This window comes from Sinorhizobium sp. M4_45 (assembly GCF_002885915.1).
Taxonomy (GTDB): Bacteria; Pseudomonadota; Alphaproteobacteria; order Rhizobiales; family Rhizobiaceae; genus Sinorhizobium; species Sinorhizobium meliloti_A.
Map to the genome: position 1 here is coordinate 348,804 of NZ_NWVE01000004.1, position 24,260 is coordinate 373,063.

The window sequence follows — 24,260 nt, forward strand, 5'->3', positions numbered from 1 at the left end:
CATTCCAAACCGCTGCACGGTTTCGCGCGACACACGCATTTGCCGGAGAGTGCCCGACGCCGTCAGTCCTCGTCAACCACTCTCAGCTTCAATTGCCCCATGCGCCCGTCCATCGGGCGCCCGCTGCCGTCGCCCGGCTTTTCGCCCTGTCTCGGATCGCCCTCGGCCTGCAGCTCGAGCGCCTCGATCTTGGCGCCCCGACGGGTCAGCTTGTCCGAGGAGATCAGGATGTCCTCGACATCCTTCTGCGTCATGGCGAAATGGCCCTGGAGCTTGCGTACGCGCTCATCGAGACGCGAGAGGTCTTCCATCAGCCGTACGACTTCGCCCTGTATCAGGTGGGCCTGCTCCCGCATGCGGGCGTCTTTCAGGATCGCCTGGATGACCTGGATCGAGAGGAGCAGGAGCGACGGAGAGACGATGACGATCCGCTGGCGGTGCGCCTTCTGGACGATCGCCTCGAAATGCTCATGGATTTCGGCGAAGATCGATTCGGAGGGAACGAAGAGGAAGGCCGTATCCTGGGTCTCGCCCGGCAGGAGATATTTGCCGGAGATATCGCGGATATGCACCTCCATGTCGCGGCGGAAGGCCTGCGCGGCCTGTTGCCGCCGTTCGGCGCTCGCCGCGTCCCTCATGGAATTCCAGGCCTCGAGCGGAAACTTCGCGTCGATGACCAGTGGCGGCTGGCCGTTCGGCATGCGGATGGTGCAGTCCGGCCGCGCGCCGTTGGAAAGCGTCGCCTGGAAGGCGAAGGCGCCCATCGGCAGGCCGTCCGCGACGATCGCCTCCATGCGCGACTGTCCGAAGGCGCCGCGCGTCTGCTTGTTGGCGAGGATGCTCTGCAGCCCGGCCATATCCTTGGCGAGCGACTGGATGTTGTTCTGCGCGTTGTCGATCACCGCGAGCCGCTCCTGGAGCCGCCGCAGATTTTCGTGCGTCGCCTTCGTCTGCTCGCTGATCGAGGCGCCGATGCGATGCGTCATCCCGTCGATGCGCTGGCTGAGCGACTGGTTCAGTTCCGCCTGCCGGGCGCCCAGCACCTCGGTCATGGCCGCGATCCGTCCCTGCATCTCCGTCTGCGCCGCGATGAGCGCCGACATTTGCTCTTCGCGGTCGATCGCGCGAGCCGAACGGGCGCGCCGCACCATAATGGCCGAGAACAGCACCACGAGAAGGGCGGCGGCTGTGACGAGGAGGCCGGCCGTGACGGGCAGGGCGCCGATGAGGAACAGCGGCCGATCGAAGGAAAAGGGGATGGGCTCCATGGCCGCAGACTAACAGATTCGCGTGCGAAAACCAGATCAAAACGAGAACATACATTTTCGCGGCCGGTCGTTCCCCTTTGGAGCGCCACGGGTTTCGCAATGGCAATTTTCTTGCGCGTCGAGGGAAAGATCGGCTATGGGGATCGACATGACGATCAAGCCGCTCATCATTCTTCCCGATCCGGTTCTGCGCCAGGTGTCGACACCGGTGGAGACCATTGACGCCGACATTCGCCGGCTCGCCGACGATATGCTGGAAACCATGTACGACGCGCCGGGCATCGGTCTCGCCGCGATACAGATCGGCGTGCCGAAGCGCCTCCTGGTTCTGGATGTGACGAAGGAGGGAGAGGAGAAACAGCCGCTCGTCTTCATCAATCCGAAGGTCGTCCGCTCGTCCGAGGAGCGTTCGGTCTATGAGGAAGGCTGCCTTTCGATCCCCGACTATTACGCCGAGGTCGAGCGACCCGCCGCGATCACGGTCGAGTATGTCGATCGCGAGGGCAAGGAACAGGCGGTCGAGGCCGAGGGCCTGCTCGCCACCTGCCTGCAGCACGAGATCGACCATCTGAACGGCGTCCTGTTCATCGATTACATCTCCAAGCTCAAGCGAGATATGGTGATTCGCAGGTTCACCAAGGCGGCCAAGACGCGCGGCGCAAAGGCGATCTGATCCGTTCATGTCTTAGGTCGACCCGGCCCGAAACATCGTGATCTAGCGTCGCGGCCGCATTCAACCTGGAGCCGCCGCCCGCTCACGGGCAATCGAAAGAGACGGAGGCCGCCACTTGCCGCTTCGCATCATCTTCATGGGCACGCCGGAATTTTCCGTACCGACGCTCCTGGCGCTCGCCGGGGCGGGTCACGAGATCGCCGCCGTCTATACGCAGCCGCCGCGGCCGGCCGGCCGGCGCGGCCTCGACCTCAAGAAATCCTCCGTGCATCAGGCTGCCGAGCACCTCGGCATTCCGGTGTTGACGCCCGTCAACTTCAAGGACGCCGCGGACCGTCAGACCTTCCGGGATTTCGGTGCGGACGTGGCGGTCGTCGTCGCCTACGGGCTGCTGCTGCCGGAGGAAATACTCTCCGGGACCCGCTACGGCTGCTATAACGGCCATGCCTCGCTCCTGCCGCGCTGGCGGGGGGCGGCGCCGATCCAGAGGGCGATCATGGCCGGCGACCGTGAGACCGGTATGATGGTGATGAAAATGGACAAGGGGCTCGATACCGGTCCCGTGGCTCTCGCGCAGTCGGTTCCGATCGACCAGACGATGACGGCCGGCGAATTGCACGACCGGCTGATGCAGGTCGGAGCGGTGCTGATGACGGAGGCCATGGCCAGGCTCGAGGCCGGCGAGCTTCCGCTCACGCCGCAGGCGCAAGAGGGCGTCGCCTATGCCGCCAAGATTTCGAAGGAAGAGACCCGGATCGATTTTTCCCGGCCGGCGACCGAGGTGCACAACCATATCCGCGGCCTCTCGCCTTTTCCCGGCGCCTGGTTCGAACTCGACATTGCCGGCCGCCAGGAACGCGTCAAGGTGCTTGGCTCCGAAATGTCGGAAGGGAAAGGTGCTGCCGGAGAAGTGCTTGACAGTACTCTCAGCATCGCCTGCGGAGAAGGCGCGGTGCGGCTGACGAGATTGCAGCGTGCGGGCGGCAAGGCGCTCGCCTCGGCCGATTTCCTGCGCGGCACGCCCATCGCTGCCGGCGCGAGGATCGCCTGATGCCCCGCTATCGCCTGACCGTCGAATATGACGGTTCCGATTATGTCGGCTGGCAGAGGCAGGACAACGGTCCCTCGATCCAGGGCGCCATCGAGAAGGCGGTCCTGTCGCTCACCCGCGAGACGGTCTCGATCCGCGGCGCCGGGCGCACCGATTCCGGCGTTCATGCCAGGGGGCAGGTGGCGCATCTCGATCTCACGCGCGAGTGGAAGTCGTACACGCTGCAAAACGCCCTCAACGCGCATCTGGCGCTCGCCGGCGAGCGGGTCTCGATCCTCGATGTCGCGGAAGCCCCCGGCGATTTCGATGCGCGTTTCTCTGCAATCCGCCGGCATTATCTCTATCGGATCGTTTCCCGCCGGTCGCCACTGGCGCTGGAGGCGCGGCGCGCCTGGTGGGTGCCGAAGCCGCTGGATCACGACGCCATGCACGAGGCGGCGCAGCGCCTCGTCGGCCATCACGATTTCACCACCTTCCGCTCGGCCCACTGTCAGGCGACGAGCCCCTTGCGCACGCTCGACCGGCTGGACGTGACCCGTGCGGGCGAGCTCATCGAAATCCGCGCCACGGCACAAAGCTTTCTCCACAACCAGATCCGTTCCTTCGCGGGCTCCCTGAAGCTCGTGGGCGAGGGCAAGTGGACGCCGGATGACCTGCAGACCGCACTCGAAGCACGCGACCGCAAGGCGTGCGGCCCGGTCGCCCCGCCCGACGGGCTTTATTTCATGCGGGTGGATTACTAAGCTGGAAACAGCAGCCGCTCATCCGGCCTGCCGGCCACCTTCTCCACATCATCTGGCGGATGCGGGGCTTTCACGAACGCCGCCGCTCAACCCGGCATCAAGCCGAGCAGGCGCTGCAGGAACTGCATGATCATCAGCGGTGACAGCAGAAAGATCGCGGCAAGGGCGGCGGCGAGCAGGTTCTGCTTGGCGGTAACGGTCCGCAAGAGGCGGAAGAGCAGCGCCGAGCTGGCGACGAGCAGCAGAAGCCACAACAGGGCTGCCATACCGGCGCTGCCGGGTATGACCAGCAGCAACGCGGCCGGAACCGCCATGGCATAGGTCAACGGGACCTGGAGCCAATTGGTCGTGACGATTACCGGCACCACCAGGACGGAAAAGCCGAGCGGGCGCGAGAGGACGGCAATCAGCACGATCGGCAGCAGCCAGCTCACCAGGTCGACGGCGAGAAGCTTCCCGAAGAAGCCGATGCCGACTGTCGTGCCGGTCGGCATCACCGAGAGATAATAGAGCCGCCATGAGGCCCAGCCGACGGCCAGCGCCGGCAGCGTCCAGAGGATCGCCGTGAAGGAGCGCCACAACCCGCTCTCGCTGATGTCCAGCCAGCGATAGCCTTCGTGGTTGCCCTGGATCAGCAGCCACAGCCCCTTGATATAGACAAGGACTTCCTCAAGCAGCGGCATGGCCGAACCAGCGGGCGATGAAGGTTTCGTAGATCCCGGTCAGGGTTTCGAGATCGGCAAGGGCGACGCGTTCGTCGACCATGTGCATGGTCTTGCCGACGAGGCCGAATTCGACGACCGGGCAATAGTCCTTGATGAAACGCGCGTCCGATGTGCCGCCGGTGGTCGACAGCTGCGGCTGCCGCCCGGTGACGGCCTCCACGGCACCTGAAAGCGAATCGATGAGCGCGTTGTTGCGCGTCAGGAAGACATGGCTCGGACGCTCGTTCCAGACGATCTCGTATCTGGCCGGAGCGCGGCCGGGCCTCAGCGCGCTGTCGGCTGCTGCGCGGTCGAGACGCGCGACGATCTCCGCCATCAGGCTTTCGGCCGTCCAGCGGTCGTTGAACCGGATGTTGAAGGCGGCGCTCGCCCTCGCGGGAATGACGTTGACCGCGGAATTGCCCACGTCGATGGTCGTGACTTCGAGGTTCGAAGGCTGGAAATTTTCCGTTCCGTCGTCGAAGGGCGGATCCATCAGGGCCTTTGCGAACTGCAGGATGCTGCGCACCGGATTGTCCGCAAGATGCGGATAGGCCGCGTGGCCCTGGACGCCGTGAACGGTGATCCGGCCGGAAAGCGATCCGCGCCGGCCGATCTTGATCATGTCGCCGATGCCGTCCGGATTGGTCGGCTCGCCGACGAGACAGGCGTCCCAGCGCTCGCCCCTTGCCGCCGCCCATTCGAGGAGCTTAACCGTGCCGTTGATCGCCGGGCCTTCCTCGTCGCCGGTGATGAGGAAGGAGATCGAGCCCTTAGGCTCGCCATGCTTCTCGATATGGCGGGCGACGGCCGCCACGAAACAGGCAATGCCGCCCTTCATGTCGACTGCGCCGCGTCCGTACATTTCACCTTCGGCGATCGCGGCGGAGAAGGGCGGTCGACTCCAGGCGGCTTCGTCGCCGACCGGCACCACATCGGTGTGACCGGCAAACATCAGATGCGGTCCGTCGCCCCCGATCCGGGCGTAAAGGTTTTCGATGTCGGGCGTTCCGGGTTCCTTCGCCACGATCCGGTCGACCTTGAAGCCGACCGGTGCCAGCATGGCTTCAAGAGTCGTCAGCGCGCCTCCCTCGGCGGGTGTGACGGAGGGGCAGCGAATGAGGGCAGCGAGATTGGAGACGGGATCGGTCGGGAACATGGAAGGTATGCCTGCGAAGCCGGTGGGCCAGAAAAGGTAGTCCGAGAAACAGAGATTGCCGGTTTATCCGATCAGCCACCCGCTGTCACGTCCGATGAACCCGGCGGGTTTCGCAGTGCGCTGAAAAGAGAACGGGCCGGACAGATGTCCGGCCCGCCATCGACCCCTTTTGGGGGGGGCAGGAAGGCTACTCGCCGGGGGCGAGATGCGGGGCTTCGATATGCGCTCCGGTGTGCTTCAGAGGCCTTTCGCCGGAAAGCTTGCGGATGAGCACATAGAAGACGGGCGTCATGAAGATGCCGAAGGCCGTGACGCCGATCATTCCGGCAAACACCGCCACGCCCATGGCTGAGCGCATTTCCGCCCCGGCACCGGTGGAGGTGACGAGCGGCACGACGCCCATGATGAAGGCCATCGAGGTCATCAGGATCGGTCTGAGCCGGAGGCGGCTCGCCTCGATCGCGGCACTGACGGCATTGCTGCCGGACAGCTCCAGTTCGCGGGCGAATTCGACGATCAGGATCGCGTTCTTCGCCGATAGACCCACCAGAACGATGAGGCCGATCTGGGTGAAGACGTTGTTGTCGCCGCCGGTCAGCCAGACGCCCGTCAGCGCCGCCATGATGCCCATCGGCACGATCAGGATGATCGCGATCGGCAGCAGCAGGCTCTCATATTGGGCCGCAAGCACGAGATAGACGAGCAGCAGCGCCAGCGGAAAGACGAGGATGCCCGAATTGCCGGCGAGGATCTGCTGATAGGTCAGGTCCGTCCACTCGTACGAAATGCCGGGCGGCAGCGTCTCGGCCGCAATCCGCTCGATGGCCGCCTGCGCCTGGCCGGAGGAGAAGCCGGGTGCCGGTCCGCCATTGATGTCTGCGGCGAGGAAGCCGTTGTAGCGGATCGCCCGCTCGGCGCCGACCGTCTGCTCCACGTTGAGCAGGGCCGACAGCGGAATCATCTCGCCCGTCTGCGAACGCACCTTCAGCTTGCCGATGTCGTCGGCGTGGCTGCGATAGCTCGCATCGGCCTGGATGCGCACGCTGTAGGTGCGGCCGAACGCGTTGAAGTCGTTGACGTAGAGCGAGCCCAGATAGATCTGCAGCGTCTCGAACACGTCCGTGACCGCGACGCCGAGCTGGCGCGCCTTGGTGCGGTCGAGGTCGGCATAGAGCTGCGGCACGTTGATCTGGTAGCTCGAATAGAGCCCGGCGAGTTCGGGTGCCGCCATCGCCTTGGCGAGGACGGCCTTGGTCGCATCGTCCAGCGTCCGGTAGCCGAGTCCGTTCCTGTCCTCGATCTGCAGCTTGAAGCCGCCGGTCGTGCCGAGGCCCTGGACGGGCGGTGGCGGGAACATGGCGATGAAGGCATCCTGGATCGCACCGAACTCCTGGTTCAATTGCATGGCGATGGCGCCGCCCGAAAGTTCGGGCGTCGTACGCTCCTCGAACGGCTTCAGCGACACGAAGACGATGCCGGAGTTGGACGAGTTGGTGAAGCCGTTTATCGACAGGCCCGGGAAGGCGATGGCGTGTTCGACGCCCGGGTGCTTGAGGGCGATCTCGCTCATGCGCCGGATGACGTCTTCCGAGCGATCGAGCGTCGCCGCGTCCGGAAGCTGCGCGAAACCGATGAGATATTGCTTGTCCTGGGCCGGCACGAAGCCGCCGGGCACCGCGCGGAAGAGCACGAAAGTGACCCCGAGGAGGACGACATAGACGCCCATGACCAGTGACTTGCGGGTAAGAATGCCGCCGACGCCGCGGCCATAAGCCTCCGAACTCGCTCCGAAGAAGCGGTTGAAGCCGCGGAAGAACCAGCCGAACAACCGATCCATGACCCGCGTCAGACGGTCCTTCGGGGCGTGGTGGTCCTTCAGGAGAAGGGCGGCGAGCGCCGGCGAGAGCGTCAGCGAGTTGAGGGCTGAAATCACCGTCGAGATCGCGATGGTCAGCGCGAACTGGCGGTAGAACTGGCCGGTGAGCCCGGTGATGAAGGCGAGCGGCACGAATACCGCTACGAGGACCAGCGCGATCGCGATGATCGGCCCAGACACCTCCTGCATGGCGCGATAGGTTGCCTGCACCGGCGAGAGACCCTGGGAGATATTTCGTTCGACGTTCTCGACGACGACGATGGCGTCGTCGACGACGATGCCGATCGCGAGCACCAGGCCGAAGAGGCTGAGCGCGTTGATCGAGAAGCCGAAGACATACATCACCGCGAAGGTACCGACGATCGAGACGGGCACGGCGACGAGCGGGATGATCGAGGCGCGCCAGGTCTGCAGGAAGACGATGACGACGACGACCACGAGCGCGATGGCTTCGAGCAGCGTGTGGATGACCGATTCGATCGACGCCCGGACGAACTGCGTCGTGTCGTAGACGATCTCGTAATCGACGCCATCCGGCATGGTCTGCTTCAGCTCGGCCATGACCTTGTGGACGTTTTCGGAGATCTGGATGGCGTTGGAGCCGGGCGCCTGGAACACGCCCATGCCGACGGCGGCCTTGTTGTCGAGAAGCGAGCGCAGCGAATAGTCCGCCGCCCCCATTTCGACGCGGGCGACGTCGCCGAGGCGCGTGATCTCCCCGCTATCGCCCGATTTGACGACGATGTCGGCAAAATCCTCGGGCGTCTTGAGGCGGCCCTGAGCGTTGACGGAGAGCTGCAGGTCGAGGCCGGGAACCGACGGCGAAGCGCCGATGACGCCGGCGGCTGCCTGGACGTTCTGTCCACGGACGGCGTTGGCGATGTCGCTCGCTGCAAGCCCGCGCTCTGCGGCCTTTTCGGGGTCGATCCAGACGCGCATGGAATAGTCGCCGCCGCCGAAGATCTGCACCTGGCCGACGCCGTCTACGCGCGCCAGCCGGTCCTTGACGTTAAGGACGCCGTAGTTGCGCAGATAGTTGATGTCGTATAGCCCGTTGGGCGAAATCAGGTGCACGACGAGCGTCAGGTCGGGCGAGCTCTTGACGGTGGTGACGCCGAGCCGGCGCACCTCTTCCGGCAGCCGCGGCTCGGCCTGGGAGACGCGGTTCTGGACCAGCTGCTGAGCCTGGTCCGGGTCGGTTCCGAGCTCGAAGGTGACGGTCAGCGTCATCAGACCGTCGGCGGTCGCCTGGCTCTGCATGTAAAGCATGCCCTCGACGCCGTTGATCTGCTCTTCGAGCGGCGTGGCGACGGTTTCGGCGATGACGGCCGGGTTGGCGCCCGGATATTGCGCCCTGACCACGATCTGCGGCGGCACGACTTCCGGATATTCGGAAATCGGCAGGCCGGTCATGCCGATCAGGCCCGCGACGAAGATGATCACGGAGAGAACGCCCGCGAAGACCGGGCGGTCGACGAAGAAGCGTGAGAAATTCATGGCATCCCCCTTGGGAACTTCAGACAAGCAGGGAGCGTCTGCGGCGAAAATGTTCGCTGCGAGCACCGGTGCATGCCGTAGGAATGTGTTTTGGGCGCCCTGCCTCTATGGTCCGGCAGGGCGCAGGCGCTTTATGGCTTGGCGATCGAGGCGGTCGCCTGTTCGGCCGGCTGCGGGGCAACCACGACTCCGGGGCGCACGCGCTGCAGGCCGTTGACCACGATGTTCTCACCTGGCTTCAGGCCGTTCTCCACGATCCGCAGACCGTCCGCGACGGGCCCGAGCGTGACCTGGCGGTACTCCACCTTGTTGTCGGCGCCGACGACCAGGACGAATTTCTTGTCCTGGTCCGAGCTGATGGCGCGGTCGCTGATCACCAGCTTTTCCTCGGGCTGCGGATCGCCGATCCGGATTCGCACGAACTGGCCCGGGATCAGGCGGCCATCGGCATTGGCGAGTTCCGCCCGAAGGCGAATCGTGCCGGTTGCCGCATCCACCTCGTTGTTGATGAGCTGGATATGGCCGGTGATCGGCGTTCCCTCGTCGGCGGACGTGCCGACCTCGACGGGGATGCGTTCGATCGCCTCGGTCCTTGCCGCCGAGGCGGAAAGCTTCGCCAGAGCTGCCGCCACGACCTCTTCGCTGGCATTGAAGCTGGCATAGATCGGGTCGACGGATACGAGCGTGGTGAGCACCGGCGAGGCGGAGCCGGCGGAGACCAGATTGCCCGCCGTCACGTTGAGCCTGCCGACGCGGCCGCTGATCGGCGCACGCACTTCGGTGTATTCCAGATCGAGTCTGGCGGTCTGGAGGGCGGCCTTCGCCGAGCGGAGGTTCGCCCGCGCCTCGTCGTAGACGCTGAGCCTCTGGTCGACTCCGCTCTGTGGGATAGCGTTGGTGGTCACCAGCTTGCGGCCGCGTTCGAGTTCGGTCTTGGCCAGCGCGACACGGGCCTCGGCTGCGGCGACCTGAGCCTCGGCGCGCTCGACTGCTGCGGCAAAGGGTTCGGGGTCGATCGTCACGAGCAGATCGCCCTTCCGGACCAGCGCGCCTTCACGGAAATGGGCGCTCAGGATGGCGCCCCCGACGCGGGGACGGATCTCGACGCGCTCGATCGCTTCGAGCCGGCCGGAGAAGCTCTCCCAGGTCGTGATGCGGCGCGATTCGGCCTTGGCGACGGAAACCGGAACGGCCGGCGGGGTCGCTGCTGCTGCGGGCGCTTCGGTCGCGGCATCCGCCTGGAAACGCTGAGGCAGCCCGAAGAAGACGGCTGCGCCGCCGCCGACGGACAAAAGAATGCTCAGGCCGGCGCCCCACAGGACCCGGCGGGTTACTGTCGATGTCATGTTTTCTCCTCGCCGGTTGGGAGCCCGGCTCTGTGCTTACTGCCTTATTTGTTACTCTTTGGCCGGCTTCGCTCCCGCCTGCTTGAAAAAGCGGGAAAAGATGCCGGATAGGATTTCTTCATGCGATGGCAAGATTTCCTGCGCCGCACCGCCGACAGGCAGCCATGAGGCACGCCCCGGCAGCACATGCGTTTCCACCGGAACGCCGGCCTTGCGGAGACGCTCGGCATAGGCTTCGGCCTCGTCGCGCATCGGACACTCATCGCTGGTGACGACGAGGGCCGGAACGAGACCGCCGAGCCGGCTGCAATGGCCCGGCGCCGCATAGGGATGCGTGAGCCCGCTGCGCTCGCCGAGATATTGCTGCCAGCCTTCGGCGATCGATTGCACCGAACTCTGCGGACAGAACTTGCGAAACGAAGCCGTTGCCAGGCATGGGTCGAGCAGCGGCGACAGCAGGATCTGGCCTTTGAGGTCGGTCAGAAACTGATCGCGCGCCATCAGCGCCAGGCCGGCCGCGAGATTGCCGCCCGCCTCTTCGCCGGCGACGAACAGCATCGACTTCTTGTGCGCGAACTGCGGACAGCGGCTGCGCATCGACGAAAGCATCGCATAGGCGCAGTCGAGTGCCGCCGGAAACGGGTTCATGCACGCCGAAGGATATTCCGGCGAGATGACGACCGCGCCCGCGGCCGCCAGGGAATTGGCCACGTTTTCGCCCGCCGCGATCGAATCGTCGACGAAGCCGCCGCCATGGAGATGCAGTACGATCGGCGGCGGCGCGAGCAGCGATGCGCCGCGGTAGACACGGGCGCGGCACGAGCCTTTGCTCGTCTGCATCGTCTCTTCCGTAAATTGCGCGTTCATCTCTCTTGTCTCCGCCACGGGTGAATCCCTAGATGAGGGACAACTCGCGATGTTTGCAGCATATCATTGTCTTTCGTCTGGAATAGTCCGCGGGTTGTGATTACACTATTCGGTATTTCGAACAATTCGGTTATTGAAAATGGACCAACTCACGGCCATGCGCGCCTTTCTTCGGGTTGTGGAGACCGGCAATTTTACCCGTGCCTCCGCCTCCCTCAACATGCCGAAGGCGACCGTCACCAATCTCATCCAGGGACTGGAAGCGCATTTGCGCACGAAACTGCTCAATCGTACCACGCGGCGCGTCCTGGTGACGCCGGACGGTGCGCTTTATTACGAACGCGCCGCACGGCTGCTTTCCGATCTCGACGAACTGGACGGCAGCCTCTCGACGGCCCAGAGCCTGCCGAAGGGGCGGCTGAGAGTCGAGACGGCAAGCGCCTTCGCCAATCTGGTAATCATTCCGGCGCTGCCCGAGTTCCACGAGAAGTACCCTGATATCCAGATCGATCTCGGGGTTTCCGATCGAACGATCGACTATCTCGCGGAGAACGTCGATTGCGCCATACGGGCCGGTACCCTGACGGATCAGTCGCTGATCGCCAGGCGCATCACGGAGATGAAGTTCGTCGCCTGCGCCTCGCGGGATTTTCTCGAGCGGCACCCGGTGCCGCAGCACCCTTCCGATCTGGAGAAGAATTGCTACGTGGTCGGCTATTTTCTGCCGAAGACCGGTCAGCAGATGCCGTTCCATTTCCGGCGCGGCAACGAGGAGATCGAGGTCAGTGGGCGCTATACGGTGGCTGCGAACGAATCGACCACCTATCTTGCCGCCGCCCGGGCGGGATTGGGCGTCATCCAGGCGCCGCTCTTCATGGTGCGCGAGGACCTTCGCCGCGGGACGATGGTTCCGGTTCTGCCCGAATGGCAGGTCGAGCCGATGCCGATCTATCTCGTCTATCCGCCGAACCGTCACTTGAGCAGCCGTTTGCGCGTTTTCGCCGATTGGGTCGTGAAGGTCATGGCGCAGTCGCAGAACGGCGAGTGACGACCCGTTCTCACCTGTTCGTCTGCGCGTCGTAGCGCTCGCGCGCGGCGTCGAGCTTTTCGAAATGCGTCTCCGCCCAGCGATCGAGCACGACCAGCGCTTCGCTCAGCGAGCGGCCCACCTCGCTCAGCCGATATTCGACATGCGGCGGCACGGTCCCCTTGTCCTCGCGGATCACCAGCCCGTTTCGCTCCAGTTCCTTCAGCGTCTGCGTCAGCATCTTTTGCGAGACGTCGCCGAGCGTGCGCATGAGCGCGGCGTTGCGCATCGGGCCGGACTCCAGCGCGGAGATGATCAGCATCGCCCATTTGCTGGCCACGAGCTCCAGCGCGTGACGCGAGGAACATGTCGGATCGAAAACACTGGGCGTCGATTGCATGGCGGTCGGGGGCGTGGAAGCCGGGTTCGCAGACATTGTGACGGTTACCAAAAGGTGCGTAATTGCACTTCGGTGCCCATGCTACAAGATTGACGCCAGAGTTCAAATCATTGGAGAACAGGAATGGCGTGGATCATGCTTGTGGCGGCAAGCGCCGTCGAGATCGTCATGGGGCTTGCGCTCAAATATGCAGACGGCTGGACCCGGCCGGTTCCCAGCATCATCGGCGTGGGCGCGGCATTGGGCAGTGTCTATCTGCTCACCATCGCGATGCGCGACCTGCCTGCCGGCACGGCCTATGCCGCATGGACCGGCATCGGCGCGGTGGGCATCACCGTGCTCGGCATGGTTCTCTTCGGCGATCCGGTGTCCTGGCTCAGGCTTGCCTGCATTGCCATGATCATCGTCGCCGTCGCAGGTTTGCGCTTCCTCGAGGCTTGATCCGCAGGGGGTTCATCTCAAGGTTTCCCGCCGCGGTGCCGATCACCCGGCGGGAAATGCCATCTCAAGGCTGGCGCTTCTTGGCGTTGTTGCGCTTGGCACCAGGCTTGAAGTCGCCGGTTTTCTGCGCTTCGGGCTTGCCCTTCTTTTTGCTCCAGGGCTTCGCGCCCCGGCTGTCCGGATGCGCATCCTGCGCGACGGGAGGCTGCTTGTCGAACTTGCGCTTCGGCTTGAAGTCCTTGTGCTCGCGCTCCGATGCGGCCGCCGGCGGACGCTTCCTCTCGAAGTCCGGCTTGTCCTGCCGTGGCCTGGAGGTGTCCGGGGCACCGGGAAGAGTTTTGACGCGAATACCCTTTTCCAGCAGCCGGTTCGGGCCGATCGCGGCAAGAAGGCGTTCTGCGCCGTCGGCCGTCATCTCGACATAGGTTTCCTCGGGCTGCATGCGGATCGCGCCGATATCGCGCTTGCTCAGCTTGCCGTAACGGCAAAGCATCGGGATCAGCCAGCGGGGCTCGGCGTTCTGCTTGCGCCCCACGGAGAGGGAAAACCACTGGCCGTCGGCGAAGTCGGCTCGCGGAGCGGGTTCGCTGTCGGCCGTGAAAGCCGGGCCGTCGCGACGGGGTTTCCTGCGATCATCGTAGACGGCGACCTCAACGAGTTCCTCCGGAGCGGAACGGTTCGAGCGGAATTGCCGGACGAAGGCCGCGGCGATCTTTTCCGCCCCGTACCGGCTGATCAGCGTCTCGACGATCGCCTGTTCATCCTCGCGCGGCGCTTCGGCAAGGGCCGGATCGGCGGCGATGCGCTCGTCGTCGCGGCGTGCCACCTCGTCGGCCGACGGGGGCTTTGCCCAGGCGGCGGTAATCCGTGCGTTTTCAAGCAGCCGCTCGGCCTTGCGGCGGGCATTCACGGGCACGATCAGCGCGCTCACGCCTTTTTGGCCGGCACGACCGGTCCGGCCGCTGCGATGCAGCAGCGTGTCGGAATTGGTCGGCAGGTCGGCATGGATCACGAGCTCGAGGCCCGGAAGGTCGATCCCGCGCGCCGCAACGTCGGTCGCGATGCACACGCGGGCGCGGCCGTCGCGCATGGCCTGCAGTGCGTGGGTGCGTTCGTTCTGGCTGAGCTCGCCGGAGAGCGCCACGACCGAGAAGCCGCGATTGTTGAAGCGGGCGGTCAGATGGTTGACCGCGGCGCGCGTCGAGCAGAAAACGATCGCATTCCTCGCTTCGTAAAAGCGCAGCACGTTGATAATGGCATTCTCACGGTCGCTCGGCGCCACGAGCAGCGAGCGGTACTCGATGTCGCCATGCTGCTTCTGCTCGGAGGTGACGCCTATGCGGACGGCGTCGCGCTGGTAATTCTTGGCGAGCGTCGCGATCGAGCGCGGCACGGTGGCGGAGAACATCAGCGTGCGGCGATCCGCCGGCGACGCCTCGAGAATGAACTCCAGGTCCTCGCGGAAACCGAGGTCCAGCATTTCGTCGGCCTCGTCGAGTACGACGGCCTTCAGTCCCGATATATCGAGCGATCCACGGCGGATATGGTCGCAAAGCCGCCCCGGCGTGCCGACGACGATATGGGCGCCGCGTTCCAGCGTGCGCCGTTCGCTGCGCATGTCCATGCCGCCGACGCAGGAGGCGATGGTGGCCCCCGCCATCTCGTAAAGCCAGTCGAGCTCGCGCATGACCTGCAGCGCCAATTCGCGCGTCGGCGCGATGACGAGTGCCAGCGGTGCGCCGGCCTGCGCGAATTTCCTCGCCGAACCGATGAGCGTCGGCGCCAGTGCGAGGCCGAAGGCCACGGTCTTGCCGGAGCCGGTCTGGGCGGAGACGAGCGCGTCGGCGGTGCCGAGCGACGGATCCAGCATGGCTTGCTGAACCGGCGTCAGCGTCTCGTAACCGCGTTTTGCCAACGCCTCGGCGATCGCCGGCGCGATCCCTGCGAATTCTGTCATGTCTCTTCTTTCGGATTTCGGTTGTCGTCGGCGGAAGAGCGGACCTCGGTGCAGGCCGTCATCAGGCGTCGATTGCCGCGGCCAACGTGGTCGCGGCCCTATTCAGTTGCCGCGCTACATACTTGGTGAGCGTTGAAATGTACAGGGCGGAATCAATCTCCGGCCGGCGCGTTGCGGCGGCTGCCATACTCGTTTGCCCTGTTTGCGCCCGGCCAGAGGCAGAGACCGATGAAAACGATCGGGCTCAGAACCGGGATGAAGAGGCAGAGCGCCAGCGGACCGGGATAGCCGATATCGTGCAGGCGCTTGATCGCCAGCATGGCGATGGAGACGGTCGAAAGCACGCCGGAGACGATCAGAGCCAGCGTCGAAAGCGCGAGCGCCGCGTCGTCCACCTCGTTCTTCATCATCTGCGCCAGAAAGATGGAGCCGACGGCGAACCAGAAGAGCCAGGCGAGGAGAAAGGGCAGGCGGCCTATACGGCCGGAGGGGCTGAAGAACAGCCACATCATGCTCGGCTGCCGCCCCTCCTTGGCCATCGTCAGTCCCGGAGCAGTTCGTTGATGCCGGTCTTGGAGCGGGTCTTCTCGTCGACCCGCTTGACGATCACGGCGCAATAGAGGTTCGGCGCCGGCTGCCCATTGGCCATGGTGGAGCCGGAGGCCATGGAGCCGGCGACGACGACGGAGTAGGGCGGCACTTCGCCATACATCACCTCGCCCGTCGCACGGTCGACGATTTTCGTCGACTTGCCGATGAAGACGCCCATGCCGAGCACCGAACCCTCGCGGACGATGCAGCCTTCGACCACCTCGGAGCGGGCGCCGATGAAGCAATTGTCCTCGATGATGGTCGGCCCGGCCTGCATCGGCTCCAACACGCCGCCGATGCCGACGCCGCCGGAAAGATGCACGTTCTTGCCGATCTGCGCGCAGGAGCCGACGGTCGCCCAGGTGTCGACCATCGTACCCTCGCCGACATAGGCGCCGAGATTGACGAAGGAGGGCATCAGCACCGCATTCGGTGCGATATAGGCGGAGCGGCGGACCACGCAGTTCGGAACGGCGCGGAACCCGGCCTTCTCGAATTCGTTGACGCTCCAGCCGTCGAATTTGGAGGGGACCTTGTCCCACCAGACGGCTTCACCCGGGCCGCCCTTGACGAGTTCCATCGGATTGAGGCGGAAGGAGAGGAGCACCGCCTTCTTGAGCCACTGGTTGACCGTCCAGGTGCCGTCCTCACCCCGTTGCGCGACGCGTACCTTGCCGCTGTCGAGCAGGTTCAGCGCCGTTTCCACGGCGTCGCGAACCGCACCGCGGGTGCCGGTGTTGACCGCGTCGCGTCCTTCGAAAGCGGTCTCGATCGTCTGCGACAGGGAGGCGAGGTCGTGGTTCGTCATCGGAATTCCTTCGAGTTCGGCGTTGTGCTGCAAGCTCTACTGCATAATTCCCCGAATCGGAACCAGCTTCACGGATTATGCAGCGATTCAAGATGTCGCGCGGCCTCGCCGAAACCTGGCGCCCATGGAGCGTGATCCTCAAAAAGTTGAAGGCCTTTTCGGCTCGCGCTCCTCAACGGGACTTGGCAAGTCTCGACTAATCCGGCAGTAGGGACGCCTCTATGACCGAGAAAGACCCGAAGGGACGCGTCCGGACGAGGTCTCGGGTGTTCGAAACGCGACGGGAAACGAAACATGGCACGCATGAAGAAGCGGACTCTGCGCCGCAAGGATGGGGTCTGGGATCCGCTGGCAGACAGCTCCCAGAGCAGGCAACGTGCATCGAGCGTGCCTTTGACGCCGCAATCGGCTTCGCCCACCTATCGTCTCGCCTATATCGACGACGATTTCCTGTGTCGTGAGGAACTGAGGCCCGTCCGCCTGCAGCTCGAGCTCCTGAAGACCGAGATGATGCTCGAGGAGCGCGGTATCAACTCCACCGTGGTGATGTTCGGCGGGGCGCGCATTCCGGAGCCCGGCGGCGAGGCCTGGGCCGCCAAGAACGACATCCAGCGCAAGAATCTCGAGGCTGCGTCGGTCTATTATGACGAGGCGCGCAAGTTCGCGCGATTGTGCTCGGAGCAGTCGGCAAAGCTCGATTACAAGGAATATGTGGTGGTCACGGGCGGCGGTCCCGGCGTCATGGAGGCGGGGAACCGCGGCGCAGCCGACGTCGGCGCACCTTCGATCGGCCTGAACATCGTGCTTCCGCACGAGCAGGCGCCGAACCAGTTCGTCACGCCGGACCTGTCCTTCAATTTCCACTATTTCGCCATCCGCAAGATGCATTTCCTGCTGCGCGCCAAGGCGGTCACGGTCTTCCCGGGCGGCTTCGGCACGCTCGACGAGTTGTTCGAAACCATGACGCTGATGCAGACCGGCCGGCTTGCCCTGGTGCCGCTCATCCTCTTCGGCGAGAAGTTCTGGCGCAGCATCATCAATTTCGAGGCGCTGGCCGAGTTCGGAACCATCGCGCCCAACGACATCGACCTGTTGCACTTCGTGGAGACGGCCGAAGAGGCATGGGAGATCATTGCCGGGTTCTACGAGAAGATCGACCCCCGCTCGGTCCCGATGGCGTCCGGACGGCGGTAGTTACGCCGCCGAAACCACCCTGCGCAGGAAAGCCGCGAGATCTTCCGTGACGTAGTCGATCTGATCGTCCGCGTCGCTCGACGTTTCCCAGGCCTCGGCAAATTCGTATTCGAGATTGCGCGGCACGAGCAGCACCGTCTTCATGCCGAGCGCCTTCGGGACGACCAGGTTGCGCGGCAGATCCTCGAACATGACCGCATTCGCCGTGTCGATGCGGTGAAGGCCCATGAACTTGTCGTAGGTGTCGCCGGCGGGCTTCGGTATGAAGCCGGCGGCGACGATGTCGAAGATATCGTTGAAATGGTCGAGGATGCCGAGCGCCCGCGCGGTCATCTCCGCATGGGCGACGCTGCCGTTGGTGAAGATGAACTTGCGTCCGGGCAGCGCCTTGATCGCCTCGCCGAGCGCCGGGTCGGCCGGCACCACGCTGTAGTCGATGGCGTGGGCTCTTTCGAGGAAATCGTTGGGGTCGATGCCGTGATGAAGCATCAGGCCCTGAAGCGTGGTGCCGTGGTCGCGGTAGTATTCCTTCTGCAGCTTCTTCGCCTCCGCAGGCTCCAGCGACAGGAGTTCGGCAACATAGGCCGTCATGTTGCGGTCGATCTGTGAGAACAGATTGACGTGATGCGGATAGAGCGTGTTGTCGAGGTCGAAGACCCAGTCGGTGACATGGGCGAATTCGGCGTGGGTCGGCAGGCGGTCGAGCTTCTTCATGGCGGGTTTATGACACGGGCGGCCTTGCGAAGCAAAACGGTTTGTTCACCTGTGCCCCGATTGGCCATGGATTGTTTTCGGCCTGCGTGCTAGCGGGCAAATATGGAAACCTGGGTTCTCATCACCGTCGCCGCGGCCTTCCTTCAGAATGTCCGCTCCGCCATGCAGAAGCACCTCAAGGGCGTCATGGGCACCACCGGCGCGACCTTCGTGCGCTTCGGCTTCGGACTGCCTTTCGCGCTTCTCTACCTCGTCCTGCTTTGGCGCGCCGGCGGGCATCAGCTGCCGGTGCCGAACGGCACTTTCTATCTCTGGGCGGTGGTCGGCGGATTGGCGCAGATCGCCGCGACCTTCCTGCTCGTCCATCTCTTCTCCTTCCGCAATTTCGCGGTCGGCACGGCCTATTCCCGCACCGAGCCGGCACAGGCGGCGCTCTTCGGGCTGATCTTCCTCGGCGAAAAGGCGAGCCAGGGAGCGTTGGTTGCGATCGCCATTTCGGTGGTGGGCGTCATGCTGATCTCCGTCGCCCGAACGACGCTCAGCGCGCGCTCGCTGCTTGCATCGGTCTTCAGCCGCACGGCGGGCATGGGGCTGCTTTCCGGTACCTTCTTCGGTCTCTCGGCGGTGTCCTACCGCTCGGCCTCGCTGGCGCTGGAGCCGAGTCTGCCTCAGCCGGACTATGTGATCCAGGCGAGCTTCACGCTCGGCTTCGTCATCCTGCTTCAGACGATCGTCATGCTTTTGTGGATCGTCGCGCGTGAACGCGACGAACTGAAACGCATAGGCGCCGCCTGGAAGCCCGCTTTCGTCGTGGGCTTCGTCGGCGCCTCGGCCTCCTTCGGCTGGTTCGCGGCGATGACGCTGCAGCAGGCGGCGATCGTCAAGGTGGTCGCTCAGGTGGAGATGCTGTTCACCTTCGCCTCTTCCTTCTTCATCTTCCGGGAGTGGATCAACCGGCTCGAACTGCTCGGCTGCCTGCTCATCGTGCTCGGCGTGGTCATGCTGCTCGTCTTGTGAGGGCTCGGCAAGCGGCACGAATAGATGCCCGAATTTCGGCGGACGGCGCGTCTGGCTGATGCTACAAAGCAATATGCTTTTCGATCTGCCGAACGACGATATCCTTTACGATGCGCTGCTGGCCCGCAGTTCCGATTATGAGGGCCAGGCCTTCGTCTGCGTCAAGAGCACCGGCATCTTCTGCCGGCTCTCATGTCCCGCCCGCAAGCCGAAGCGGGAGAACACTTTGTTCTTCGACAGCATTTCCGCCTGCATCAATTCCGGCTTCCGGCCGTGCCGACGTTGCCGCCCGCTGGAAGATGCATCCGGGAAAGATCCGCTCGTCAAGGAGCTTGTCGAGCTGCTCGACCGCCGGCCGGAGCATCGCTGGACGGAGGGCGATCTCGTGCGGCGCGGCTTCGATCCGTCGACAGTGCGGCGCGCCTTCAAGCGATCCCTCGGCGTCACCTTTCTCGATCTCGCCCGCCAGCGGCGAATGGGCGAGGCCGCACGCCAGCTCTCCGGCGGCGCCAGTGTCATCGAGGCGCAGATCGATGCAGGCTATGAGTCGCCGAGCGGTTTTCGCGCCGCCTTCGGGCGGCTGATCGGACAGGCTCCCGCGAAATCGCAGGGGCGCGTGCTGCTCTTTGCCGATTGGATAGAGACGCCGCTGGGCCCCATGGTGGCGGTTGCCGACCAGACGCATCTTCACCTCATCGAGTTCCATGATCGCAAGGCCCTCCCGGCCGAAATGGAGAGCCTCAAGCGAAAGACGCACTCTGCGGTGGTGCCCGGCAGAACGCCGCCCATCGATCAGGTGGAGCGCGAGCTCAACGACTATTTCGCCGGGCGCTCGGCCGATTTTCGGACACCGCTCGCCCTCGACGGCAGTGCCTTCGAGCGTCAGGTATGGGCAGAACTCGTTGCGATACCCGTGGGCGAGACACGCTCCTACAGCGACATCGCGCGGAAGGTCGCCACCCCGCAGGCGGTGCGTGCCGTGGCCAGGGCCAACGGCACCAACTGCCTCGCAATCGTGGTGCCATGCCACCGTTGCATCGGCGCTGACGGATCGCTGACGGGCTATGGGGGCGGGCTCCGGCGCAAGCAATGGCTGCTTCGCCACGAGGGCAGAATGCGTCCTGTGGGGCTTTTCGGAGAATGGGACCGGGAGATGCCTGCGCGGGCCGCCGCTCCAACGATGTAACGGATACGATCAACCTGACGGACTGGGAGAAGATACGATGAGCCAGGAAGAAAGAGCGCTCGCCTTCGGGGCACTGCACCGGAAAGGCGATCCGGTGGTTCTGTACAACATCTGGGATGCAGGCAGCGCCCGGTGCGTGGCCGAGGCCGGCGCCAAGGCGCTCGCCACCGGGAGCTGGTCGGTCGCGGCGGCACATGGATACGGGGACGGGCAGAAGCTGCCGCTGCCTCTGCTGCTCGAGACCGTGCGCGAGATCGTCGCGGCAACGGACCTGCCGCTCTCGGTGGACTTCGAGGGCGCCTATTCGGAGGACCCGGCCCAGGCCGCGGCCAATGTCGCGCAAGTCATCGATGCGGGCGGGATCGGCATCAATTTCGAGGACCAGATGGTTGGCAGGGGCGGCGTCCATCCGATCGACAAGCAGGCGGCTCGCATCCGCGCGATCCGCGAGATGGCGGAGCGACAGGGCATCGCACTGTTCGTCAACGCCCGCACCGACCTCTTCCTGCAGGAAAGCGATGCGGCGCGCCACGCGGCCCTGATGGAGGAGGCGATCGCCCGCGCCGAGGCCTATGCGGATGCGGGCGCGAGCGGCTTCTTCGCACCGGGCCTCGCCGATCGGGACCTCATCGCCAGGCTCTGTGCGGCATCACCTTTGCCGGTCAATGTGATGATGAAGCCGGGGGCGCCGGACATTGCCACGCTTGCGGCCGCCGGCGTCGGGCGGGTGAGCTATGGGCCGTTCCCATACCGGGAGATGATCGCCCGGCTGCGCGGCGAGGCGGAGAATGTTTACGGGACAAGGTAAGAGATTGGTCCCTCATCCCCGCTGCCGGGACCCTCTCCCCGTCATGACGCGTCAAGACGGGGAGAAAGGTTAGGGTAAGGGGCACGCCAACAAGGCGCGCCTCACGGCACGATCAGCGTGCCTGCGCCGTGCTCGGTGAAGATTTCGAGCAGCACCGAATGTGCCGTTTTGCCGTTGAGGATGACGACGCCCTGGACGCCGGCCTTGATCGCCTCGATGCAGGTCTCCACCTTCGGGATCATGCCGCCCGAGATGGTGCCGTCGGCGATCAGCGCCCGCGCCTCGGCGACCGAGAGCTGCTTGATGAGTTCGCCCTTCTTGTTGAGAACGCCCGGAACGTCGGTCAGGAAGAGAAGGCGCGTCGCATTGAGGGCGCCGGCGATGGCGCCGGCAAAAGTGTCCGCGTTGATGTTGTAGGTGTGGCCGTCCCGTCCCGGCGCCACCGGCGCGATCACCGGTATCATCTCGGAGCGGGCGAGCAGATCGAGAAGGGTGCGGTCGACTTCGACGACATCGCCAACGAAGCCGAGGTCGAGCACGCGCTCGATGTTGGAATCCGGGTCGCGGAAGGTCTTCTTCGCCTTTTCCGCAAAGACCATGTTGCCGTCCTTGCCGCAAAGGCCGATCGCCCATTCGCCCGTCTGGTTTATGAGCGCGACGATCTCTTTGTTGATCGACCCGGCAAGCACCATTTCGACGATCTCGACGGTCTTTTCGTCTGTGACGCGGAGACCGCCCTCGAATTTGGACTCGATGCCCATCCGGTTGAGCATGGCGCCGATCTGAGGGCCGCCGCCGTGAACGACGATCGGGTTGACGCCGGACTGCTTCAGAAGCGCGATATCGCTGGCAAAGGCGCGTCCGAGGTCGGCATTGCCCATGGCGTGGCCGCCGTATTTGACGACGATCGTCTTGTTCTCGTAGCGCTGCATGTAGGGCAGGGCCTGGGCGAGCAGGCGGGCCTGAATTTCACTTTCTGATGCGGACATGGCGGATCCTCGAAAAATACCGGCTGCTGTTTAGCGCAACTCTCTGACGGATGGAATGATCCGGGCGCAACATAAAGCCATTGTGACGGCGGTCGCCTGGCTGAGCCGAAGTGCTCGCCGCGTGCGCGGCATGGCCGAGAAGCCGATTGACGGCGCTGGCGATTTGACTGATCCTGCTTTGATCCGGAAAGGACCGCCGCAGTTCCGAGAATAGGCGCATCGACGCCTGCCTGGAAGAGATCGAAGGGAATCGTGCCGGCCCTCTAAAGCTGAGAGAGTGCAGGAAGCCATGACGACGCAGAAGCCCGAAAGCGGAGATTCCCGCCGCGACGAGGTGATCGCGGGAGAGTACGTGCTCGGCGCGCTGTCTGCCGAGGACCGTCGCAAGGCCGAGGCGCGCATGGCAACGGACCGAAACTTCGCCGCCATGGTCATCCGCTGGCAGAACAATCTTGCGGCCTTCGGCGACGCCTATGAATCGGTCGCGCCGCGCCGCAGGTTTCGCTCCTCCGAGCACGCGGTCTTCGAAGCGGGCCGGGGCGCAGACGACCCCCGCGGTATCTGGGGCTCGCTTCCCCTTTGGCGCAGCGTCGCGCTGGTATCGCTTTCGGCTGTCGTCGTAATGGCAGGCGCGGTGGCCGGACTTTTCAGCGATCGCCGAGGCGGTACGCAACTCGTTGCGAGCCTCGAAGCGCAAGGCAGCGCCGTCAACCTCGTCACGCACTTCGAACCGGCTACGGGGCGCCTCAGACTGTCGCCGGCCGCCGCCGGACAGATGGAGGAGAAATCGCTCGAACTCTGGCTGATCAAAGGTGACGATCCGCCGGTCTCGCTCGGCGTGCTGCCGCCGTCCGGCGAGGGGGAAATCGTGCTTGAGCCGGGAATGCGAAGCCGGATTGCCAGCGGCTCCAGGCTCTCCGTCAGTGTCGAGCCCCTGGGCGGCTCGGCGACCGGCTCGCCCACCGGTGAGGTCATCGCGCAAGGCACCGCGCGCGCTTTCTAAGTCTCTTCCATACGGGCCACGCAGTCACGGCAGGAGTGCCGCGGCCGCTTTGAGCGCCGTGCGCCCGCGTGGACGCACAAAGTTTGAGTTCATGTCGGCTGCTGCAACTCTGGTCGGTTTGTCGGCACAGCGGCGCTGTGGGAAACTTTCGGAGGACTGCAATCTCCCCTCTTCCTCATCCTGTGACGAGCACAGGAATGAGGAATCCAACCGGCCGTGGCGGGTATCCCGAATCTCAACAAGCCTTAATTCAATTTGTCGTATCGACGCATCGTGCTTTCCGGAAATTGATACCGATTTTCGGGCCGATGCGGTAAATTACGATATCAGGCCGGACCGGCTGCGGGAGGACGAAGCACTTGCGCCTCTCGCTCCAGATTCGGCCAATGCCAGTTGCATCGCCCCATGGAGGTTCCGATGATCAGCCGGCGCGACTTGCTGATGGCGGGCGCGGCCCTGGCCGCGGTGATCACCCTGCGCGGTCTGGTATGGCCCATGCGCGCCGTCGCCGGCGAAGCCTTCGAAATCACCAGGACCGACGCGGAGTGGCGGGCGCTGCTCGGCGAGGACCGCTATCGCATTTTGCGGGAGGAGGGCACGGAGCCGCCGTTCAGCAGCCCGCTCGACGATGAAAAGCGAAACGGCGTCTTTCACTGCGCGGGATGCGCGTTGCCGGTCTATTCCTCCGATGCGAAATATGACAGCGGTACCGGCTGGCCGAGCTTCTGGCAGGCGCTTCCCGGCGCGATCGGCACACGCGAGGACGATACCCTGTTCATGACGAGGACCGAATGCCACTGCCGCCGCTGCGGCGGTCATCTCGGCCACATCTTCGACGACGGTCCGCCGCCGACCGGCAAGCGGCACTGCATCAACGGGCTCTCCCTGTCATTCGTACCGGAAACTGCCTGAGTGCGGCGATCTTCCCGCCGGCTCCGGCG

Annotated in this window: 23 protein-coding genes; 11 read left to right on the top strand and 12 right to left on the bottom strand. The window is 64.6% G+C overall.

Going from position 1 to position 24,260, the window contains the following annotated elements; translation table 11 throughout:
- Positions 1 to 62: 62 nt before the first annotated feature.
- Positions 63 to 1,268: a DNA recombination protein RmuC gene (locus tag CN933_RS14745; protein WP_018094021.1), complete on the bottom strand. Its 1,206-nt coding sequence runs from the start codon at positions 1,266 to 1,268 to the stop codon at positions 63 to 65.
- A gap of 148 nt (positions 1,269 to 1,416) precedes the next feature.
- On the opposite strand from CN933_RS14745, the gene def reads away from it, so the two are divergent.
- From def to truA, 3 genes are all read left to right on the top strand, one after another.
- Complete coding sequence (gene def, locus CN933_RS14750; protein ID WP_003527648.1) at positions 1,417 to 1,941, top strand: peptide deformylase; 525 nt, start codon at positions 1,417 to 1,419, stop codon at positions 1,939 to 1,941.
- Between the two features lie 115 nt (positions 1,942 to 2,056).
- The gene (gene fmt, locus CN933_RS14755; protein ID WP_018094022.1) at positions 2,057 to 2,992 is read left to right on the top strand and encodes a methionyl-tRNA formyltransferase; all 936 of its coding nucleotides are present in this window, start codon (positions 2,057 to 2,059) and stop codon (positions 2,990 to 2,992) included.
- Positions 2,992 to 3,735 carry a tRNA pseudouridine(38-40) synthase TruA gene (gene truA, locus CN933_RS14760; RefSeq protein WP_018094023.1) on the top strand — a complete coding sequence of 248 codons (744 nt, stop codon included), beginning with the start codon at positions 2,992 to 2,994 and terminating at the stop codon, positions 3,733 to 3,735. The genes fmt and truA overlap by 1 nt, the downstream gene beginning before the upstream one ends.
- 86 nt (positions 3,736 to 3,821) lie before the next feature.
- Here the strand turns inward: truA and CN933_RS14765 are convergent, their stop codons facing one another.
- The 5 genes from CN933_RS14765 to CN933_RS14785 all read right to left on the bottom strand — a co-directional run bounded on the left by CN933_RS14765 (position 3,822) and on the right by CN933_RS14785 (position 11,184).
- Positions 3,822 to 4,418, bottom strand: coding sequence for a hypothetical protein (locus CN933_RS14765; RefSeq protein ID WP_018094024.1), 597 nt, complete (start codon positions 4,416 to 4,418; stop codon positions 3,822 to 3,824).
- Complete coding sequence (gene dapE / locus CN933_RS14770; protein WP_018094025.1) at positions 4,405 to 5,598, bottom strand: succinyl-diaminopimelate desuccinylase; 1,194 nt, start codon at positions 5,596 to 5,598, stop codon at positions 4,405 to 4,407. Before dapE ends, CN933_RS14765 begins: the two co-directional genes overlap by 14 nt.
- A gap of 187 nt (positions 5,599 to 5,785) precedes the next feature.
- Positions 5,786 to 8,971 (bottom strand): efflux RND transporter permease subunit, encoded by a 3,186-nt coding sequence (locus CN933_RS14775; RefSeq protein ID WP_018094026.1) that lies wholly within the window; start codon positions 8,969 to 8,971, stop codon positions 5,786 to 5,788.
- A gap of 131 nt (positions 8,972 to 9,102) precedes the next feature.
- Positions 9,103 to 10,317 carry an efflux RND transporter periplasmic adaptor subunit gene (locus CN933_RS14780; RefSeq protein ID WP_018094027.1) on the bottom strand — a complete coding sequence of 405 codons (1,215 nt, stop codon included), beginning with the start codon at positions 10,315 to 10,317 and terminating at the stop codon, positions 9,103 to 9,105.
- A 51-nt stretch (positions 10,318 to 10,368) separates the two neighbouring features.
- Entirely contained in the window at positions 10,369 to 11,184 is an 816-nt protein-coding gene (locus CN933_RS14785; RefSeq protein ID WP_018094028.1) for an alpha/beta hydrolase, read from the bottom strand.
- A 139-nt stretch (positions 11,185 to 11,323) separates the two neighbouring features.
- Between CN933_RS14785 and CN933_RS14790 the strand changes: the two genes are divergently transcribed.
- A complete protein-coding gene (locus CN933_RS14790) occupies positions 11,324 to 12,232 on the top strand; it encodes a LysR family transcriptional regulator (RefSeq protein WP_026168516.1) in 909 nt (302 codons plus the stop codon).
- 10 nt (positions 12,233 to 12,242) lie between these two features.
- Here the strand turns inward: CN933_RS14790 and CN933_RS14795 are convergent, their stop codons facing one another.
- Positions 12,243 to 12,647, bottom strand: coding sequence for a winged helix-turn-helix transcriptional regulator (locus CN933_RS14795; RefSeq protein ID WP_018094030.1), 405 nt, complete (start codon positions 12,645 to 12,647; stop codon positions 12,243 to 12,245).
- Positions 12,648 to 12,734: 87 nt separating this feature from the next.
- Between CN933_RS14795 and CN933_RS14800 the strand changes: the two genes are divergently transcribed.
- The gene (locus tag CN933_RS14800) at positions 12,735 to 13,052 is read left to right on the top strand and encodes a DMT family transporter (protein WP_018094031.1); all 318 of its coding nucleotides are present in this window, start codon (positions 12,735 to 12,737) and stop codon (positions 13,050 to 13,052) included.
- A 64-nt stretch (positions 13,053 to 13,116) separates the two neighbouring features.
- Here CN933_RS14800 and CN933_RS14805 read toward each other — a convergent pair whose 3' ends face one another.
- The 3 genes from CN933_RS14805 to dapD form a co-directional block, all read right to left on the bottom strand.
- The gene (locus tag CN933_RS14805) at positions 13,117 to 15,009 is read right to left on the bottom strand and encodes a DEAD/DEAH box helicase (protein ID WP_018094032.1); all 1,893 of its coding nucleotides are present in this window, start codon (positions 15,007 to 15,009) and stop codon (positions 13,117 to 13,119) included.
- Positions 15,010 to 15,161: 152 nt separating this feature from the next.
- Positions 15,162 to 15,548: a DUF805 domain-containing protein gene (locus CN933_RS14810; protein WP_018094033.1), complete on the bottom strand. Its 387-nt coding sequence runs from the start codon at positions 15,546 to 15,548 to the stop codon at positions 15,162 to 15,164.
- 2 nt (positions 15,549 to 15,550) lie between these two features.
- On the bottom strand, positions 15,551 to 16,408 hold the full coding sequence (dapD, locus tag CN933_RS14815; RefSeq protein WP_026168518.1) for a 2,3,4,5-tetrahydropyridine-2,6-dicarboxylate N-succinyltransferase: 858 nt from the start codon (positions 16,406 to 16,408) through the stop codon (positions 15,551 to 15,553).
- A gap of 294 nt (positions 16,409 to 16,702) precedes the next feature.
- On the opposite strand from dapD, the gene CN933_RS14820 reads away from it, so the two are divergent.
- Positions 16,703 to 17,602, top strand: coding sequence for an LOG family protein (locus CN933_RS14820; protein WP_018094035.1), 900 nt, complete (start codon positions 16,703 to 16,705; stop codon positions 17,600 to 17,602).
- On the opposite strand, the gene CN933_RS14825 is transcribed toward CN933_RS14820, so the two are convergent.
- Positions 17,603 to 18,316: a pyrimidine 5'-nucleotidase gene (locus tag CN933_RS14825; RefSeq protein ID WP_018094036.1), complete on the bottom strand. Its 714-nt coding sequence runs from the start codon at positions 18,314 to 18,316 to the stop codon at positions 17,603 to 17,605.
- A gap of 102 nt (positions 18,317 to 18,418) precedes the next feature.
- Here CN933_RS14825 and CN933_RS14830 point away from each other — a divergent pair, with 102 nt between their 5' ends.
- Genes CN933_RS14830 through CN933_RS14840 form a run of 3 tightly spaced genes read left to right on the top strand, consistent with a single transcriptional unit; the run spans position 18,419 to position 21,327 of the window.
- Entirely contained in the window at positions 18,419 to 19,333 is a 915-nt protein-coding gene (locus CN933_RS14830; protein WP_018094037.1) for an EamA family transporter, read from the top strand.
- A gap of 58 nt (positions 19,334 to 19,391) precedes the next feature.
- Positions 19,392 to 20,519 (top strand): bifunctional transcriptional activator/DNA repair enzyme AdaA, encoded by a 1,128-nt coding sequence (locus CN933_RS14835; RefSeq protein WP_018094038.1) that lies wholly within the window; start codon positions 19,392 to 19,394, stop codon positions 20,517 to 20,519.
- Positions 20,520 to 20,556: 37 nt separating this feature from the next.
- The gene (locus CN933_RS14840; RefSeq protein WP_018094039.1) at positions 20,557 to 21,327 is read left to right on the top strand and encodes an isocitrate lyase/PEP mutase family protein; all 771 of its coding nucleotides are present in this window, start codon (positions 20,557 to 20,559) and stop codon (positions 21,325 to 21,327) included.
- Positions 21,328 to 21,428: 101 nt separating this feature from the next.
- Here CN933_RS14840 and argB read toward each other — a convergent pair whose 3' ends face one another.
- Positions 21,429 to 22,316, bottom strand: a complete 888-nt coding sequence (argB, locus tag CN933_RS14845; RefSeq protein ID WP_018094040.1) for an acetylglutamate kinase — start codon at positions 22,314 to 22,316, stop codon at positions 21,429 to 21,431.
- 289 nt (positions 22,317 to 22,605) lie between these two features.
- Between argB and CN933_RS14850 the strand changes: the two genes are divergently transcribed.
- Positions 22,606 to 23,319 carry an anti-sigma factor gene (locus CN933_RS14850; RefSeq protein WP_018094041.1) on the top strand — a complete coding sequence of 238 codons (714 nt, stop codon included), beginning with the start codon at positions 22,606 to 22,608 and terminating at the stop codon, positions 23,317 to 23,319.
- A 417-nt stretch (positions 23,320 to 23,736) separates the two neighbouring features.
- Positions 23,737 to 24,231 (top strand): peptide-methionine (R)-S-oxide reductase MsrB, encoded by a 495-nt coding sequence (msrB, locus tag CN933_RS14855; RefSeq protein WP_018094042.1) that lies wholly within the window; start codon positions 23,737 to 23,739, stop codon positions 24,229 to 24,231.
- The last annotated feature ends 29 nt before the right edge of the window (positions 24,232 to 24,260 follow it).